Source organism: Amycolatopsis sp. NBC_00345, assembly GCF_036116635.1.
Classification (GTDB): Bacteria; Actinomycetota; Actinomycetes; order Mycobacteriales; family Pseudonocardiaceae; genus Amycolatopsis.
Genome location: NZ_CP107995.1, coordinates 3,430,299 through 3,446,323 on the forward strand (window position 1 = coordinate 3,430,299; position 16,025 = coordinate 3,446,323).

At 69.9% G+C, this 16,025-nt stretch carries 12 protein-coding genes; 3 read left to right on the plus strand and 9 right to left on the minus strand.

Annotation, left to right across the window (positions count from 1 at the left end; genetic code table 11):
* Positions 1–59: 59 nt before the first annotated feature.
* Positions 60–1,703, minus strand: a complete 1,644-nt coding sequence (locus OG943_RS14920; protein ID WP_328610363.1) for a hypothetical protein — start codon at positions 1,701–1,703, stop codon at positions 60–62.
* 594 nt (positions 1,704–2,297) lie between these two features.
* Here OG943_RS14920 and OG943_RS14925 point away from each other — a divergent pair.
* On the plus strand, positions 2,298–2,732 hold the full coding sequence (locus OG943_RS14925; protein ID WP_328610364.1) for a nitroreductase family deazaflavin-dependent oxidoreductase: 435 nt from the start codon (positions 2,298–2,300) through the stop codon (positions 2,730–2,732).
* Between the two features lie 93 nt (positions 2,733–2,825).
* Here the strand turns inward: OG943_RS14925 and OG943_RS14930 are convergent, their stop codons facing one another.
* From OG943_RS14930 to OG943_RS14950, 5 genes are all read right to left on the minus strand, one after another.
* Positions 2,826–3,146: a hypothetical protein gene (locus OG943_RS14930; protein ID WP_328610365.1), complete on the minus strand. Its 321-nt coding sequence runs from the start codon at positions 3,144–3,146 to the stop codon at positions 2,826–2,828.
* A gap of 343 nt (positions 3,147–3,489) precedes the next feature.
* A complete protein-coding gene (locus tag OG943_RS14935) occupies positions 3,490–4,182 on the minus strand; it encodes a hypothetical protein (RefSeq protein ID WP_328610366.1) in 693 nt (230 codons plus the stop codon).
* 103 nt (positions 4,183–4,285) lie between these two features.
* Positions 4,286–5,551 (minus strand): cyclopropane-fatty-acyl-phospholipid synthase family protein, encoded by a 1,266-nt coding sequence (locus OG943_RS14940; RefSeq protein ID WP_328610367.1) that lies wholly within the window; start codon positions 5,549–5,551, stop codon positions 4,286–4,288.
* Between the two features lie 31 nt (positions 5,552–5,582).
* Complete coding sequence (locus tag OG943_RS14945; protein WP_328610368.1) at positions 5,583–6,980, minus strand: FAD-binding oxidoreductase; 1,398 nt, start codon at positions 6,978–6,980, stop codon at positions 5,583–5,585.
* A 142-nt stretch (positions 6,981–7,122) separates the two neighbouring features.
* Complete coding sequence (locus tag OG943_RS14950; protein WP_328610369.1) at positions 7,123–7,797, minus strand: GntR family transcriptional regulator; 675 nt, start codon at positions 7,795–7,797, stop codon at positions 7,123–7,125.
* 293 nt (positions 7,798–8,090) lie between these two features.
* Between OG943_RS14950 and OG943_RS14955 the strand changes: the two genes are divergently transcribed.
* Positions 8,091–9,398: a sugar porter family MFS transporter gene (locus OG943_RS14955; protein ID WP_328610370.1), complete on the plus strand. Its 1,308-nt coding sequence runs from the start codon at positions 8,091–8,093 to the stop codon at positions 9,396–9,398.
* Between the two features lie 49 nt (positions 9,399–9,447).
* The gene (locus OG943_RS14960) at positions 9,448–10,875 is read left to right on the plus strand and encodes an alpha-L-fucosidase (protein WP_328610371.1); all 1,428 of its coding nucleotides are present in this window, start codon (positions 9,448–9,450) and stop codon (positions 10,873–10,875) included.
* Positions 10,876–10,993: 118 nt separating this feature from the next.
* Here the strand turns inward: OG943_RS14960 and OG943_RS14965 are convergent, their stop codons facing one another.
* The 3 genes from OG943_RS14965 to OG943_RS14975 form a co-directional block, all read right to left on the minus strand.
* On the minus strand, positions 10,994–12,442 hold the full coding sequence (locus OG943_RS14965) for a glycoside hydrolase family 30 protein (protein ID WP_328610372.1): 1,449 nt from the start codon (positions 12,440–12,442) through the stop codon (positions 10,994–10,996).
* Between the two features lie 497 nt (positions 12,443–12,939).
* The gene (locus OG943_RS14970; RefSeq protein WP_328610373.1) at positions 12,940–13,686 is read right to left on the minus strand and encodes a dienelactone hydrolase family protein; all 747 of its coding nucleotides are present in this window, start codon (positions 13,684–13,686) and stop codon (positions 12,940–12,942) included.
* Between the two features lie 148 nt (positions 13,687–13,834).
* Positions 13,835–16,012 (minus strand): discoidin domain-containing protein, encoded by a 2,178-nt coding sequence (locus tag OG943_RS14975; protein ID WP_442874721.1) that lies wholly within the window; start codon positions 16,010–16,012, stop codon positions 13,835–13,837.
* Positions 16,013–16,025: the final 13 nt, after the last annotated feature.

Below are 16,025 nucleotides of genomic sequence, written 5' to 3' on the forward strand. Positions count from 1 at the left end.
TCCCCGGCAGCAGTTCCGGGGAGGCGGCTTGGGTTTTCGCGACGGATACGGTCAGCGGGTCACGGGTAGCTCGTGACGTTCACCGGCGTCGTGCCCGACGGCGTGACGTCGCCCGTGTCGTTGACGACGTGGGTGATCGTGCCCCGGTAGTTGAGCGAGACCGTGAGCAGGCTGTGCAGCTTCACCCCGGCGTTCTGCGGGACCTCGAACGCGTGGGCGCTGGCCACCGCGGGGTTGGTGTCGAAGAAGCAGTAGCTGCCCAGGCCCCAGGCCTCGTGCGAGGTCACGTCCGGGCCGACCTTGTACGCCGCGTAGCCCGTGACCCCGGGCGCGGAATTCCACGAAGCCTGGTCCGGCACGTCGTAGGGCATCTCGTTCTGGAAGAAGATCGTCTTGCCGCCCTGGCCGTTCCAGACCACCTGGAACTTCTGGTAGTGCTCGACGAACAGCCCGGTCGCCTCGACGTTGTCGCCGTTGACGAGCACACCGGTGTCGGCGGTGTTGGTGGTCCAGCCGACCGTGCCCGGGTTGCCGTGGTCGGCGCGCCAGGCCCAGACGTGGTCGATGATCGTGTTGTTGCTGTTGACCACCAGGCTGGTGGTCGCCTTGCCGGCGATCTGCCCGCCGACGCGGAAGAACACGTCCTGCAGCGTGGTCGGGTCCTTCGAGTGGTCCGCGGACGCGCCCTCGTCGCCGACGGTCAGCAGGGACTTGGAGTTGGCCGTGCCCGCGTCGAACAGCAGGCCCTTGACGCGGACGCCGTCGACGTCGGCGACGTGCATGGCGTCCACGCCGTTGTCCGGCACCAGCGTCGGGTAGCCGACGCCGAGCACCACGGTGTCGGGCCGGGTCACGTTCAGCGTCTTGTCCAGGTGGTAGGTGCCCGGGGTGAAGAACAGGTTGCAGCCCGAGGAAAGCGCGTTGTTGATCGTGTCCGCGGTGTCGCCGGACTTGACCACGTAGAACTGGGTCATCGGCACCGAGTCGCCGGGCGTGCCGCCGTTCGCCCAGCTCGGGCCGGAGGCATTGGTGCGCAGCGCGGAGCGGAACACCTGATAGTTGCCGCTGTCATCGACGTAGAGATACGGCACGTCGCGCGAGACCGGTGTGGTGTCCAATGTGGTCTCCGGCGGGCTCGGGAAAGTGTTCGCCGGCGCGCCTGTGGTGCCGGAGAAGACCATGTTCCAGACACCGCCGTCCCAGCTGCCCAGCGCCGAATCCCGCGTGTACCACTGCTGCTGCGAAATCGACGCGGCCTGGCCGGACACGCGCGTGTCGGCGATGTAGCCGCCGCTGGCGTAGCCGTAGCTCGCCGGGAAGAGCTGGAGCCCGCCCTTGATGTCCATCCGGCGGAACGGCGCCGCCTGCGAAACTGCCCACCGGTCGTTGCCGCTGCTGGGCGTGACCGCCATGTTCTCGGCCGAGCGCCAGAAGTTCTGCAGCGCGGAACCCTGGTCGGAGTCGTTGAACGCGTCCACGGTGATGTCACCGTTGATCTGCACGTCATCCGGGTTCTTGCCCAGGCCCGCGACCGAGGTGTAGTAGCCGACGTTGTCGTGCACGCCGTAGGTGCCCGGCTTGAACAGGTGCGCCACGCGGCCCTCGGAGAACTGCGCGGTCTGGGTGTCCTTCTGGGCGTTGAAGTCCTTGTCGAGCTGCGCCTGGATCGTCGCGGCGGGCATGCTCGGGTCGAAGACGTGCACGTTCGGGCCGAAGTCCGGCTGCGCGGGCTGACCGGAGCAGTCCGCCTGCGTAGCGTCGGCAGCCGGAGGCCGGTCGGCATCGGCCGCGGCGCCCGGGATGCCCAGTCCCGCCGCGGCCAGCAGCGCCGTGGCGGTCAGGGCGACCGCGGCGATCGGGCCGCGCCGTCCGCGTAGTAACTGTCCAAAGGTCCGGTCCACGCCGTGACACCTCCGCCGTTGGGGATTCACCGACCACATATTTGTTGTTCGCGACAACAAAGTAGCTTCCAGGCCGAGATCCAACAGTCACGGTTGGGTAACATTTGTCTGGACCAATGATCGAAAACGGACTCGCCTGAGGCGGGCGGGGCGGCTCGGTCGCGGCGGCAGGGTCAGGGCAGCGCCGAGGAGACGTACGCCGCGGCGGCGGAGATGATCGGGTACCGCGCTTCGCGCGTCGTAGCCCACGCGGTCGGTCAGGATCGCGATGACCAGCGGCTTCCCCGGACGGCCAGGCGATCGCGACGTCGCCGGCCCGGCATGCCGGCCGCGCGGAGATCGCGTTCACCCGGCCCGGCGGGAATAGTCACCGTCCGCATGGGGTTGACTGCGGGCATGGCCGATGAGAAAGCCGAGTTCAGCCCCATGGGCTGGGTTCAGGACCAGACGAAAACGATCCTCGAGACCGGCACCACGGAGGGCCTGCACGTGGCCGGGTCGCCGATCGTGCTGCTGACCTTGCGGGGCGCGAAGTCCGGCAAGCTGCGCTACACCCCGGTGATGCGCGTGGAGCACGACGGCAGCTACGCCGTGGTCGCCTCCAAGGGCGGCGCGGACGAGCACCCGGTCTGGTACCACAACATCAAGGCGTACCCCGAGTTCCCGCTGCAGGACGGGACCGTGACCAAGGACTACGTGGCCCGCGAAGTCGAGGGTGACGAGCGCGCCGCGTGGTGGGAGCGCTCCGTCGCGGCGTACCCCCCGTACGCCGATTACCAGAAGAAGACCGATCGTCAGATCCCGGTCTTCGTGCTCGAGCCCAAGGCCTGATCCCGGCCGCGGCCCCGCCGCCCCTGACCGGGGCCGGCGGGGTTCGCCGTACCGGCCCGTGAACCGGGCGCCCCCGAAGTCACCGCGCGGCCGCTAGGACGAGCCGAACCAGCCGCTGTAGTGGTTCGCGTGCCGTGGCCTCGGTGCCGGCGCCTGCCGGGGGATGCGCTTCGGCAGGCTGTGCCGCGGGATGACCAGCGTGTCCTGGTCGAGCCACCGCGGGAAGCACTTCGCGCACCGTTGGCAGCCGGGGCCGTCGGCGTCCAATGTGCACACCGCGCCGCACGCGGCGATGCCGAACACCTTGCCGTCCACCCGCAACTGGTCCGAGCCGCCGTAGACGTCGTGCAGCACGCCGCAGTGCAATACCGCGCGCCACACCCCGCTTTCGACCCGCTCTCTGGTTTTCCCCATTTCCCTGCCTGCAATCAACGGCGCGACCCGGCGGCGGCGTGATATTGGAATAATCGCCGTGCCCGCGCGCTACGGTCCTTGTCCGATAACCGTTGGTGAACGGCGGCCTAAATCCCCGGGAAAACTGTGGTTTCCGGAACTGGCCTGCAAAGATCATCGTTCACGCGGTTACCCCCTCAACGGTCGATACCGCCCCAGAATCGCCCATGAGCAGGACCGTGGGTACCTCCTAATGGGGCTCTCTTCGCTGGTCGGCGCCATTTATTCCGATAGCACGAACCCGGGCCGAGAGACAGGGGCTTTACTCCGTTCGCGAATGAGTGAACGGGCCCGGAAGTCGCGGTCAGAGCGCGACCGGCGCGGCCTGGACGGTGCAGCCGCCGATGCCGCCGGCGTCCAGCTCGGCGCGGCGGCGTTCGGCCTCATCGCGGGTGAGGTGGACGCTGAAGACGGACGGCTCGGGGTGCTCGCCGACCACGACGTAGACGTACCGGTACCGCGCCCGGTCCACGACCGGCCGCTCCCCCGCGGCGAGCACGGCGGCCAGCTCCTCGACGCCGGCCATGGGCGTGCCGAAGCCCCCGTTCACCCCGAACAGCGCGGTATCCGCCCACGGCGCCGCGGCCGGGGGCACCCGCGACGGGCCGGCGAAGTGACTCGGCTCGCCGAGGTCGGTGTCCTCATGCCAGCCGACGGCCTCGGCGAAGACGTAGTCGGTGGCCCCGCCACCCGGCTCCAGGACCAGGCACCGGGCGGTGTCACGGATCCCGGGCGTCCCGGCCCGGATCGCGGTCTCCTCGGCCACGGTGGCGCAGCGGATCCGCAGCCCGTCGTACCGGCTGCGCACCTTCATCAGGTCGACCGGCTTGAACAGCACGTCGACCCGGGTGGGCCGGTCCGGGGCCACGGTGCCGCGCAGGAGCAGCTGCCGGTGGCTGCTGGTGTAGTCCCACACCTCGAAAACCCGGTCCGAGCGGTACAGCTCCGCCCCGGGGAGGAACTCCCCGTCCTGATTCAGCCACGCGTCGACGGTCATAAGTGTCCATAGTAGACACCCGACCGCGGCGGAACCGGGACAGCCCGGCTCATCTGAGCCGTCCGCCGCCTGGCACAAACGTTCCAGGCGGCGGACCCCGGTCTCAGACGCCCCAGTCCGGCCGCAGCGGCACGTGCGCTTCGCCGCCCGGCTCGACCTTCACGCCGAGGACCTGGTGCAGCTCGATCTCCCGGCGTTCGAAGGCGAGCCGGCAGGCGGCCATGTACAGCGCCCACACCCGGCTGCGGCCCGCGCCCGCCTCGGCCACGGCCTCGTCCCAGTGCTCGTCGAGGTTCGCGCACCAGCCGGCGAGCGTGGACGCGTAGTGCTCGCGGAGGTTCTCCGAGTGCCGGACCTCCAAGCCGCTGTCGTGCATGGCCGTGACGATCTCGCCGACGGCCTCCAGCTCGCCGTCGGGGAAGACGTAGCGGTCGATGAACCCGCGCGAGTGGTGCGCGACGCTCGTGTCCGGGTTCGTGATGCAGTGGTTCAGCAGCCGGCCGCCCGGCTTCAGCCGCTTGGCCAGGAACGCGAAGTACGAGTCCAGGTTCCGCGCGCCGATGTGCTCGGTCAGCCCGATCGAGGAGATCGCGTCGAAGTCCGTCTCGGTGATGTCGCGGTAGTCGGAGTGGCGGACCTCGGCGCGGTCGGACAGCCCCTTGGCGACGATGTCCTCCTGCGCCCAGCTCGCCTGCTCCCGCGACAGCGTCACGCCGAGGACGGTGACGCCGTAGTGCTCCGCCGCGTGCTCGGCCATGCCGCCCCAGCCGCAGCCGACGTCGAGCACCCGCATGCCCGGCTTCAGCGCGAGCTTGCGGCAGACGAGGTCGAACTTGTTCGCCTGCGCCTCTTCCAGCGACGCCTCCGCCTTGGGGAAAACGGCGCAGGTGTAGGCCATCGACGGGCCGAGCACCAGCTCGTAGAACCGGTTGGACACGTCGTAGTGGTTCGCGATCGCGCTGCTGTCGCGCGCCTTCGAGTGCCGAAGTCCTTGCACAGTACGGCGAAGCCGGCTCGGCAGCTCCTCGACGGGCGGCGGCACGCGGCGCAGGTGCGTCGAGCCGAGCTTGCGCAGCAGCCAGACGCGGTCGGCCGTGGTCAGCTGGTCGACCTGGGCGGCCAGCGCGTGCAACGCCGTGTACAAGTCGCCCTTGACGTCCAGCGCGCCCGCCACGTACGCGCGGGCGAGGCCGAGGTCCCCCGGCGAGGACATCAGGTACGTCAGCGCCAGCGGGGAGCGCACCTCGATCGCCACCGGGGCGTCCTCGGGACCGCTGCGGCTGCCGTCGTAGGCCGTGATCGACACCCCGGCGCTCGGGCCGAGCAGCCGGGTGAAGACCTCGCCGACCGGGGTCGTGACCTTGTTCATGTTCGTTCTCTCTCTTCTCAGGCCGGTGGGGTCAGCGCCGCCGGACGCACTTCTCGTGCAGGTCCAGCAGCCGGCTGTCCGGGTCGTAGGCTCCCTTGAGCTTCCGGTAGGCGTCGCCGTTGTAGAGCCGCCAGAACTCGTCGGCTTCGTAGAAACTGTCCGAGTACAGCGACTTCCGGCCGCCCAGCGCGGTGACCTCTGCCTCGATCATCCGGTTGTGCGTGTCCCCCGCCTCGCCCGGCTCCAGCGGCACGGACGACCAGAACCCGAAGTTGACGTACAGCGCGTCCGGGTTCATCTCGTACAGCGGCCAGCTCACGCCGCCCGGGCGCCCCTTCAGCGGGCACACCCAGACCGGGCTGATCGGGATCTCGCGCTCGAAGAACTCCAGGAAGTCCGCGGCCCGCTCCAGCGGCACCTCGATGTCCTGGACCACCGTCTCCTCCGGCGGCAGGCCGCGGAGCTTGAGCAGCCGCTCCGCGAACCGGAACCGGCGGTCCAGCGCGACCAGCTTCCAGTACACCGACGAGCGCAGCCGCTTCCGGCCGAGCAGCAGCCGCGGCAGCCGGCTCTGGACGCCGAACGCGCGTGAGCACCAGAACCAGTCGGTGTCCCAGCGCCACAGGTAGTCGCGCACGGTGAGGTGGTCGGTGCGGCGGCTCTGGATGGAGCGGTAGTAGATGCCGAGCCAGGTGTAGTCGCTGGTCGCGGGCGCGGTGTCGGTGAAGGTGCCCAGCGTCAGGTACATCTCGTCCGGCCCGAACACGGTGCCGTCCACGAAGTCGGCGGCCTCGCCCTCGTGCGCGCCGGCGCGGCAGGCCTCGCCGAGCGCGGTGAAGTAGCTGTCCCGGTCGTGGTAGCGGACGTGGCGCAGCCGGACGTACGGCTTCACCGGCTCCAGCTCGATCCGCAGCCGCAGCGCGTAGCCGAGCGTGCCGTAGGAGTTGGGGAAACCGTGGAACAGCTCGCTGTGCTCGTTGTCCGGCCGGGCCACGACCACCCGGCCGTCGCCGGTGAGCAGCTCCATCTCCAGCACCGACTCGTGCGGCATGCCGTTGCGGAACGACGAGGACTCGATGCCGAGCCCGGTCACCGCGCCGCCGAGGGTGATGGTCTTCAGCTGCGGGACGACCAGCGGCATCAGACCGTGCGCCAGGGTGGCGTCGACCAGCTGCTCGTAGGTGACCATGCCCTCGACCTCGGCGGTGCGGGTCTCGGGGTCGACGCGCAGCACGTGGGTGAAGCCCGAAACGTCCAGGCCCGGTGTCTTCGTCACCGCCCGGGACCGGAACAGGTTGGAAGTCCGTTTCGCCAGCCGGACCGTGCCATGGCGCGGGATCGCCGCCAGCTGCTTCAGCAGCTCCGCGACGCGCAGCTCGTGCGCCGGGAAGTCCGGGCGCACGGGCCGGGTGGTGGGGTCACTCGTCATGCTTGATCGCCATCACTCCATCGTGCCCCACGGGCGGCGCGGGCGCAGCTACGGCTTCGTCTCATAACGGCCCCACGCTGCTGTCCCACGCCGCTATCCGCCGCTGAGAGCGCCCGCGCCGGGCCATTCCTCTCCGCGGGGGTCACCCTGCGGAGCCGGGCGCGTTCATCACCGCGAGGTGACGCTCCCAGCTGCCGCTCAGGTGGTGTTCCATCGCTTCGGCCGCGCGGTCCGGGTTGCGGCGGAGCACGGCCCGCAGCACGCGGTCGTGTTCGTCCACTGTGGTCAGTGCGTCGCCGGGGGCGGTGTTGAGGCGGAACATGTGCAGGTGCGCGTGGAGCCGCTGCACCGCCTGGGCCAGCAGCGGCCGCCCGGACGCGTCGGCGAGCGTGTCGTGGAACTCCTGGTCCAGCGCCGCGAACCGGCGGTAGACCAGGTACCGCTCACCGGTGACGGGATGGCTGCGCATGCCCTCGACGGTCGTCTCCAGGTGGTCCAGCTGCTGGTCGGTGGCGTGGGTGGCGGCCAGCGCCGCGGCCCGCGGCTCCAGCAGGCGCCGCATCTCGAACAGGTCCACCAGGCCGTCGACCGACAGCAGCTCGGTCGCGCGGTAGCCGGCCTGCGAACGCTTCGTCACCAGGCCGTCGGACTCCAGGCGGGCGAGCGCCTCGCGCACCGGCGTCGGCGAAACCTCCAGGCGCCGCGCCAGGCTTTCGATGCCCACCCGCGCGCCCGGCTCGATCGCGTGGTCCATCACCAGGGCCTTGATCTCCTCGTAGACCCGGTCGGTGAGCCCCCGGCGGCCGCTGTCCTCCACGGGACGGGACTCTAGCGGCTCGGCCGCGCCGTGACCCGGAACCGACGACCCTATAGGTTTCTCCGACGTCGTCACTCGCACCTCCCGCGGCCACTCCGGGAACCCGTCCCGGAAACCCAGGTCTTGACACTACCAAGGCCCCTCTGGCTAAAGTCCTCTCGTCGCAGATCCTATAGGAAATTCTGCGGCGTGTATCCCCAGCGTCCCCAACCGCTTCGCACCGTCGCGAGACCGGAGGCCGATCGCCCGTGCCGGACCGGACCAGCCTGCAGCCCGCCCCAGCCACCGCCCGCATGCCCCGCTTCGTCGCTGTCGTGGCGGTGCTCGGGGGCATGGCCGGGCTGCTCTACGGCTACGACTCGGGCGCGATCTCGACCGCGCTCCCCTTTGTCACCCAGCAGTTCGGCCTCAGCTCCACCGCGCAGGGCCTCGTCACGAGCCTGATCCTGCTGGGCGCGCTGCCCTCGATCGTCGCGGGCACGCTCGTCGCCCGCCGGTACGACCGGCGCGCGCTGCTGCTGGTGGCCGGCGTCATCTTCGTCGTCGGCTCGGTGGGCTGCGCGGTCGCGCCGACCGTCGGCTGGCTGCTGCTCGCGCGGTTCGTGCTCGGGCTGGCGGTGGGCCTGGCCAACATGTTCGGCCTGATCTACCTGACCGAGCTGGCCCCGAAACGCACCCGCGGCATGATCAGCGCGCTGTACCAGCTGGGCGTGAACGTCGGCATCCTGTGCGCGTACGCCGCGGGCGACGCGCTGGCGGGATCCGGGTCGTGGCAGTGGATGCTGGGGCTCGGCGCCGCTCCGGCCGCGCTGTTCTTCGCCGGCATGCTGGTCAGCCCGCGCAGTCCCCGCTGGCTGATCCTGCGCGGGCGCGAAGCCGAGGCGGTCGGCGTGCTGACCCGGCTGCGGCCCACGAAGGCCGACGCCACCCGGGAAGCCGACGAGGTCACCGCCAGCCTGTCGGTCCAGGAGGCCCGGCTGGGCGACCTGTTCCGCCGCTACCGGCCCGCGCTCACGATCACCCTCGTCCTCACCTTCTTCCAGGTGTTCACCGGCATCAACGCGGTCGTCTACTACGCGCCGACGGTGTTCCAGGGCCTGGCCGAGCACACCAGCGACACCGGCATCATCGCGAACTACAGCGTCGGCGGCGCCCTCGTGCTCTCCACCGCGCTGTCGCTGCCGTTCATCGACCGGCTGGGGCGGGTGAAGCTGCTGGCGATCAGCCTCGGCGTCCAGGTGGTGCCGCTGCTGCTGCTCGCGCTGTTCCCGCACCAGAGCACGCTGGACGTCGTCTGCGTGTTCGTCTACACGTTCGCGTTCGGGTTCGGCCTGGGGCCGGTGTTCTGGCTCTACGTCCCGGAAGTACTGCCGCTGCGCGCGCGGGCGATCGGCATGGGCGTGGTGACCTTCACCCAGTACGTGTTCAACTTCCTGTTCTCGCTGACCTTCCCCGACCTGCTGAACGCCATCGGCTTCTGGGTGTTCGGCATCTACGCGGTGCTCTCGCTGATCGGCCTGGTCTTCGTGCTGAAGAAGGTGCCCGAGACCTCGGGCCGCTCGCTCGAGGAGATCGAGGCGAACTGGCGCGCCCGCGGCTGAGCTGCCGGGCCGCGACCGCGCGCCCGGAGTGACTCGAAACGGAGGATCGATGCGGATTTCTTCGAGGCGGATTTCGCCAAGACGACCGGCGGCCGCCGCGCTCGCCGTCGCCGCGCTGTTCGCGAGCGGCGTCGCGGGCGCGCCGGCGGCGTCGGCAGTCCCGGCGCGGCCACCCGCCGCGCAGGCCGAACCGTTGGACCTGGCCTTCGGGACCCCGGCCACGCAGAGCAGCACCGGCTACGGCGGCACCGCCGACCGCGCGGTCGACGACGGCACCAGCGGCGTCTTCTCCGGCAACTCCGTCAGCCACACCACCGAAGAAGCCCAGCCCTGGTGGCAGACCGACCTCGGCTCCGTGCGGGACACCCAGCGGGTGGTGGTCTGGAACCGCACCGACTGCTGCGCCGAGCGGCTCTCGGACTTCTGGGTGCTGACCGCGGACCGCCCGATCACCGCGAAGACCGTCGACGAGGCCCGCGCGCAGCCGGGGGTCGAGGCCCAGCACGTCGGCTCGCTCACCGGGCCGTCGGTCACGCTTGCCGTCAAGCGGCCCGCGCGCTACGTCCGGGTGCAGCTGGCCGGCACGGGTTACCTCTCCCTCGCCGAGGTGCAGGTGTTCGGGCGCGAGACGATCAGCCCGTCGCCGCAGGCCCAGCGCTGGGTGAAGCAGAACCCGTTCGGCCTGTTCCTGCACTACAACATGTCCACTTACGACAACGAGCAGTGGGCCGACCCGCAGGCACCGGAATCGGAGTTCGCGCCGACCGGGAAGGTCGACCCCGATCAGTGGGCGGCCGCGATGAAGTCGGCCGGCATGACGTTCGGCGTGCTCACCGCCAAGCACCACGACGGCTTCGCGCTCTGGGACACCGCGGCGTCCACGCACGACATCGCCGCCAGCCCGTACCGGCAGGACCTGGTGCGCCAGTACGTCGATGCCATGCACCGCAACGGTTTGAAGGTCGGCCTCTACTTCTCCATCTGGGACCGGCACAGCGGCGACAGCCTGCAGCTCGTCCAGCAGCAGCTCACCGAACTGCTCACCCATTACGGCACCGTGGACTACCTGTGGTTCGACGGCTGGGGCTGGCAGGTCCCGTACTCCGTCGTGCCGTACGCCCCGGTCCGCGACCTGATCCACCAGCTGTCGCCGGACACCGTGGTGGCCAACAACGACCACAACGGCACCCTGCAGACGAGCGACGTCGTCGTCTACGAAGTCCCGGTGCAGGGCACTCCGCCGGCCACCAATACCCGGCCCGTGGACGCCAGTGACACCCTGGACACGAACTCCACCTGGTTCCACACCACGGCCACCGGGGCGCCCCGGCCGGCGGCGGAGATCACCGACATCCTCAAGAAGGTCAACGCCGGCAACGGTCTCTACCTGCTCGACGCCGGACCGGACCTGGCCGGCCGGATCCCCCAGGACTACCTCGACCGGCTCCAGGAGATCGGCCGGTTGCGGAAGTCCTAGTGCCGTATCTCCGGGCGGAGTCCGTCAAGGCCTCCTTACCCGCGTGGGACGCGGGTAAGGAGGCCTTGACGGCGTTCGGCCGACGCGGGGGCAGCGGGGCTCCCTTGTGGACGATCGGCTACCAGGTGAAGGTCGCCGAGGTGTGGCCGGGCAGGCTGTAGGTGAAGGACTGCCCACCCCAGTTGACCCGCACGCTCTGGGCGCTGGTGCTGGAGTTGTAGGCGATCAGCGCCTTGGACCCGTCGGGGTTCTTCCACGCGACGTTGCGGACGGTGGAGTTGTCGTTCGAGTCGATCCGGACCGCGCCGGGCTTCACGAACTTCGTCAGGTGGCCCATGGTGTAGTACTCGACGGTGTAGTCGACCTGGCCACTGCGCGAGTCTCCGTTGTGGACGGTGATGAACCCGGTGCAGGTGCCGCAGCCGCCGTTGTGCGGGCCCATGTTCTGGTCCACCGCGAGGCTCCACTTGGTGACGGTGCGGCTCCAGTTCCGCGTGTAGTCGACGATGTTGTTCATGTCCTCGGCCTGCTGGTTGCCGACCCAGGTACCGCCGGAGTGCTCGGTGGAGTAGGCGTTCACGTTCGGGTACTGGTTGTGCACGGTCGTCTGCTGGCCGACGTTCCCGCCGTAACCGTGCCAGGCCATGCCGCCGAAGTTGGGATCGGTGCGGATCGCGGCGTCGTCCATCGTCGGAGCGGCGAAGGACTGGTACTGGTCCCAGTTCCAGTCCAGCGCCAGCACCTTGGTCGACAGCCCCGCACCGTGCAACGCCGGGAGCAGGCTGTTCTTGGTGAAGTAGGCCAGGCCGGAGCCGTTCCAGTTGGTGGAGGGGTAGCCGTCGCAGCACGTCGGCTCGTTCTGCACCGTGACGTAGTCGACCGGCACCCCGGCGTTTTTGTACGCCTGCAGGTACTTCACGAAGTACTGGGCGTACGCGTTGTAGTACTGGGACTGGACCCAGCCCAGGTTGTAGCTGTCGTTGTCCTTCATCCACGGCGGCGCGCTCCACGGCGACGCCATGAGCTTCAGCTGCGGGTTCAGCTGCTTGGCCTGCTGGGTCAGCGGCAGCACGTCGGCCTGGTCGTGCGCGATGGAGAAGTGCGCGAGGCCGGCGTCGGTCTGCCCGGCGGGCATGTCGTCGAAGGTGTAGCTGTTGCGCGCCAGGTCGGACGCGCCGATCGGGTTGCGCACGAAGCTCAGCCCGATCCCGGAGTTGGGGTCGAACAGCTTCTGCATCACGTCGTTGCGCGTGGTCTGCGAAAGCGCGCCGGACGAGTTCATCAGCCACGCCGCGGTGTCGGTGAACGACGCGCCGCCACCCTCGAACTGCTGGTAGGTGGTGTTGTCGTTGACCGTGATGGTCTGCTGCCCGGTCCCGGTGCCGGCGGAGAACGCGATCGGGGCCTGCTTCTGGAGGCCCCGCGTCACGGTACGGCCGCCGGAGTCGCTGGTCGTGGTCAGCCAGATGTTCACCGGCTCGTTCGCCGCCTGCGCGACCGGCACCATCATCGTCGAAACAGCCACGGCCGCGACGCCGAGCAACGGCAGGAAGTGTCGTCTTCTCATGCGGGGACACCGCCCGCGGCCAGGGGGAAGGGGGAGATGGACACCATTGTCACCTCTCTGCCGGGGCGCACCACGCGCGCCCGCACGGATCGACCGGAACGGGCGCCGGAGGCCGTCGAGAGGGGGCGAGGACGGTGAATAACCGACGACTTCGCTGTGCCCGCGAGAAAGTATGCATGCTCCGCACCGGCCGGGCAATCCTTCACGGGCATTTTCTTCTCGACTCGAATTAAGGTGCGAACCTCGGCGGCGGCCCGCTCCTGCGTGCCGGGGGAATCCGACGGGGCGGCGATCCCGAGCCGGGATAACCGCTCACCGGAACCCGTGCACGACCTCGATCAAGCCGACCAGGTCGGCGTTGAACTCGTCGAGCTCCTCGGCCAGCACCCACCGAGGTCTCCCCGGACACGAAGAAACCGGGGCACCGCGTCCTTTGTGGACACGACACCCCGGTTCCGGCTACCTCGAGCCCACGTTCCGGTGAGCGGGGAACACCCTCAGCCGTTGACCCGCTCCAGCAGCGCGAACAGGTTCTCCCAGTGCCGCCGCTCGCCCTCTTCGTGGTACGCCGCCGTGTCGGTCATGGTGTAACCGTGGGGCGCGCCCTCGTAGACCTCCGAGCGGTAGCGCACGCCGGCCTCGTCCAGCGCGGACTCCAGCGTCTTGATCTGCTCGACCGTCATCGCGTGGTCCTGGTCGGCGTGGCCGAAGTACACCTCGCCGGTGATCCGGCCGACGCTCAGGTGCGGGCTGTCGGGCTCGTCGGTGGCGAGCCGGCCGCCGTGGAAGCTGCCGATCGCCTTCACGCGGTCCGGGAACGCCTCGATCACGCGCAGCGCGTTGGTGCCGCCCATGCAGTAACCGGTGATCACCACCGGGCCCGGGTCGACACCCTCCTGCGCGGCGAAGAAGTCGAGGTAGGCCCGCGCGTCACGGGTGATCGCAGCGGTGTCGAGCGCCTGGATCAGCGGCATGATCTTCCCGAAGATCGCGCCGCGCTTCTCCGGGTCCTCGAGGCCGGCCAGGTCGATGTCCCCCGCCGGGCCGCCGCGGTAGAGCAGGTTCGGCACGAGCACGGCGTACCCGGCCTCGGCGATCCGGTTCGCCATCTCCTCGATCCGGGGGCGCAGCCCGAACGCGTCCGGGAACAGCAGCACCCCGGGGTGCGGGCCGCCGTCCGGCACGGCCAGGTACGAGTCGGCGGTGCCGTCCTCGGTCGGGACGTCCACCTTCGCAGTGCGCATCCGTTGTCACTCCCATCGCTTCACAGCTTGGCTTTCGCTCGCCAACCTACTCGCGTCAGGACGACGGCGGCCGGGGCGGTCAGGCAGTGCGGCGGCGCCGGCGGGTGATCCAGTCCCGCCGGCGCCGCCGGTCCCCCGCCCCCGGGGGTCAGGTGCGGTAGACGCCGAACTCGTAGAGCGAGTAGCCGTACGTCGTGCCGCGTTGGGTGGCGGACATCCGGACATAACGCCCGGTGCCGCTGATCGCCAGGTCGTCCACGCCGCCGTCGCCGGTCGTGGTGGTGTAGACGCTGTGCCAGTTCGTACCGTCGTCGCTGACCTGGATCTCGTACGCCTTGCCGTAGGCCGATTCCCAGATCAGCTGCACGTGGTCGAAGGACTGCGAGTGGCCGAGGTCCACCTGGAGCCACTGCGGGTCGCTCCAGTCGCTGGCCCAGCGCGTTGCCGGGTCACCGTCGGTCGCGGCCTGCGGCGGGTACGGCGCGCCGGGGCCGTCGGCCTGGTAGCTCGACGCGGTGGTGACGGCGCCGCGCGCGATGTTCGTGCCGTTCACCGGCGGCGGGACCACCCGCAGGGAACGGGTCTCGATGCCGACGTTGCCGTGGCCGTCACGGGCGTAGAGGTAGATCTTCCACACCCCGAGCGTCGACGGCGCGGTGACGGTGAACGGGCCGCTGCCGGTGAACTGCGCGGGGATCAGCCCGCCCGCGCCGTTGATGTACTTGCTGTTGTAGCCCATGGTGTAGGCGATCGGGTCCCCGTCGGGATCGGCTACGGCCGCGGTCAGGGTAAAGGTGCCGCCCGCGGGCACGTCGGTGGTTCGGCTCAGGTTCATCGAGCTGATCACCGGCGGGGTGTTGCCATCGGTCCGTCCACTGTAGAGCTTGCGGACGGCGTACCAGGAGAGCCGCTTCTCGTTGCCGGTGGTGATGTTGAACCACACGCCGCCGAAGTCGCCCTCGCTGCCGTAGTGGAACAGCGTCGCGCCCAGCGCCACGCCGGGGTGGGCGAGGATGCAGTTCCACGCGTTCACGTAGCCGTCGCGCTTCTGCACGTCGGTGGGCTCCGCGGGCACGCCGTTCGCGTCGTTCGGCACCTCCCACTCACCCGCCGGGCCGGTCTCGGTGACGATGTAGGGCTTGGTGTAACCGCCGGCGTTCCAGTCCTGCTTCACCTGGCAGACCTGCTTGTAGGCGTTGACCGAGTACAGGTCCAGGCTCGGCGTGTACGCCTTGTAGTACGGCCAGGCCCCGGTCCACGCGTCGGTGGAGGTGACCGGGTGGTCCGCGTCGATCGCGTGGATCGCCTGCGCGGCCTGCTCGACGAACTGGGCGTAGGCGACGCGCTCCTGCTCCAGCTGGGTGCCGGAGTAGCAGTTCTGCATGCCGAGGAGCGACTCGTTGCCGACGTTCCACATCAGCACACCCGCGTTGCCGCGGTACTCGGTCACCCAGCGCTGGATCTCGCCGAGCATGGTGTTCTTGTAGTTCGTGTCGGTGAGGTAGTCGACGCAGCCGCCGCTGCCCGGCCCGCCGCCGGGCTGCAGCCAGAAGCCGCTGATCACCTTGAGGCCGTTGGCCGCCGCGGCGTCGAGCAGCGGCTTGGTGGTGCCGTCGGTGCCCCAGGTGCGGACGGTGTTCACGCCGGCTTCGTGCAGCTCCGGCATCCTCGCGGCGGCCTCGCTGACCGGCGGGCCCCAGGTGAGGCCCTTGACCACGTACGGGGCGCCGTCGACGGTCAGCTGCCAGTTGCCCTGCGAGCCGGTCACCTTCGTGACGCCCGGGCCGGCCGGCGTCGTGCCGCCGAAGCTGCCGGAGACCTGGAACTCCCAGAGCGAGTAGCCGTACCCGCCGACGCGGTGGGTGCCGTACATCCGGACGTACCGGCCGGAGCCGCCGACGGCCAGCGTCTGCACTCCCCCGGCGCCGGCGGTGGTGCGGTAGACCGAATGCCAATTCGTGGCGTCGTCGGAGACCTGGATCTCGTACGCCGTGGCGTAGGCCGATTCCCAGTTCAGCGTGACCTGGGTGATCGAAGCGGTGGCGCCGAGGTCGACCTGCAGCCACTGCGGATCGGCGTGGGCGGGATCGGCGAACGCGCTCGACCAGCGGGTGCCGGCGTCTCCGTCGACCGCGGCGGAGGCGGGAGTGCTTGCGCCTTCGCTGGACGACGCGGTCGCCGCCTTCCCTTGGGACAGCGGAGTTTCCTGGGGCAGGAGGCCCGCGGCCCGCACGGCGGGCGGGACGGCGAGCCAGCAGAGGACGAGCAGGACGGCCAGCGCCAGTGCGGAACGGGGGCGCACGGTGACGGGCAACGGTCGGTCCACGATGACTCCCGCG

What these genes read in the sequence shown, in the direction of transcription:
- OG943_RS14965 (WP_328610372.1), bottom strand. Translation starts at nt 12,442, where the DNA reads ATGAGAAGACGACACTTCCTGCCGTTGCTCGGCGTCGCGGCCGTGGCT.
- OG943_RS14945 (WP_328610368.1), bottom strand. Translation starts at nt 6,980, where the DNA reads ATGACGAGTGACCCCACCACCCGGCCCGTGCGCCCGGACTTCCCGGCG.
- OG943_RS14930 (WP_328610365.1), bottom strand. Translation starts at nt 3,146, where the DNA reads ATGGGGAAAACCAGAGAGCGGGTCGAAAGCGGGGTGTGGCGCGCGGTA.
- OG943_RS14935 (WP_328610366.1), bottom strand. Translation starts at nt 4,182, where the DNA reads ATGACCGTCGACGCGTGGCTGAATCAGGACGGGGAGTTCCTCCCCGGG.
- OG943_RS14955 (WP_328610370.1), top strand. Translation starts at nt 8,091, where the DNA reads ATGCCCCGCTTCGTCGCTGTCGTGGCGGTGCTCGGGGGCATGGCCGGG.
- OG943_RS14970 (WP_328610373.1), bottom strand. Translation starts at nt 13,686, where the DNA reads ATGCGCACTGCGAAGGTGGACGTCCCGACCGAGGACGGCACCGCCGAC.
- OG943_RS14925 (WP_328610364.1), top strand. Translation starts at nt 2,298, where the DNA reads ATGGCCGATGAGAAAGCCGAGTTCAGCCCCATGGGCTGGGTTCAGGAC.
- OG943_RS14960 (WP_328610371.1), top strand. Translation starts at nt 9,448, where the DNA reads ATGCGGATTTCTTCGAGGCGGATTTCGCCAAGACGACCGGCGGCCGCC.
- OG943_RS14940 (WP_328610367.1), bottom strand. Translation starts at nt 5,551, where the DNA reads ATGAACAAGGTCACGACCCCGGTCGGCGAGGTCTTCACCCGGCTGCTC.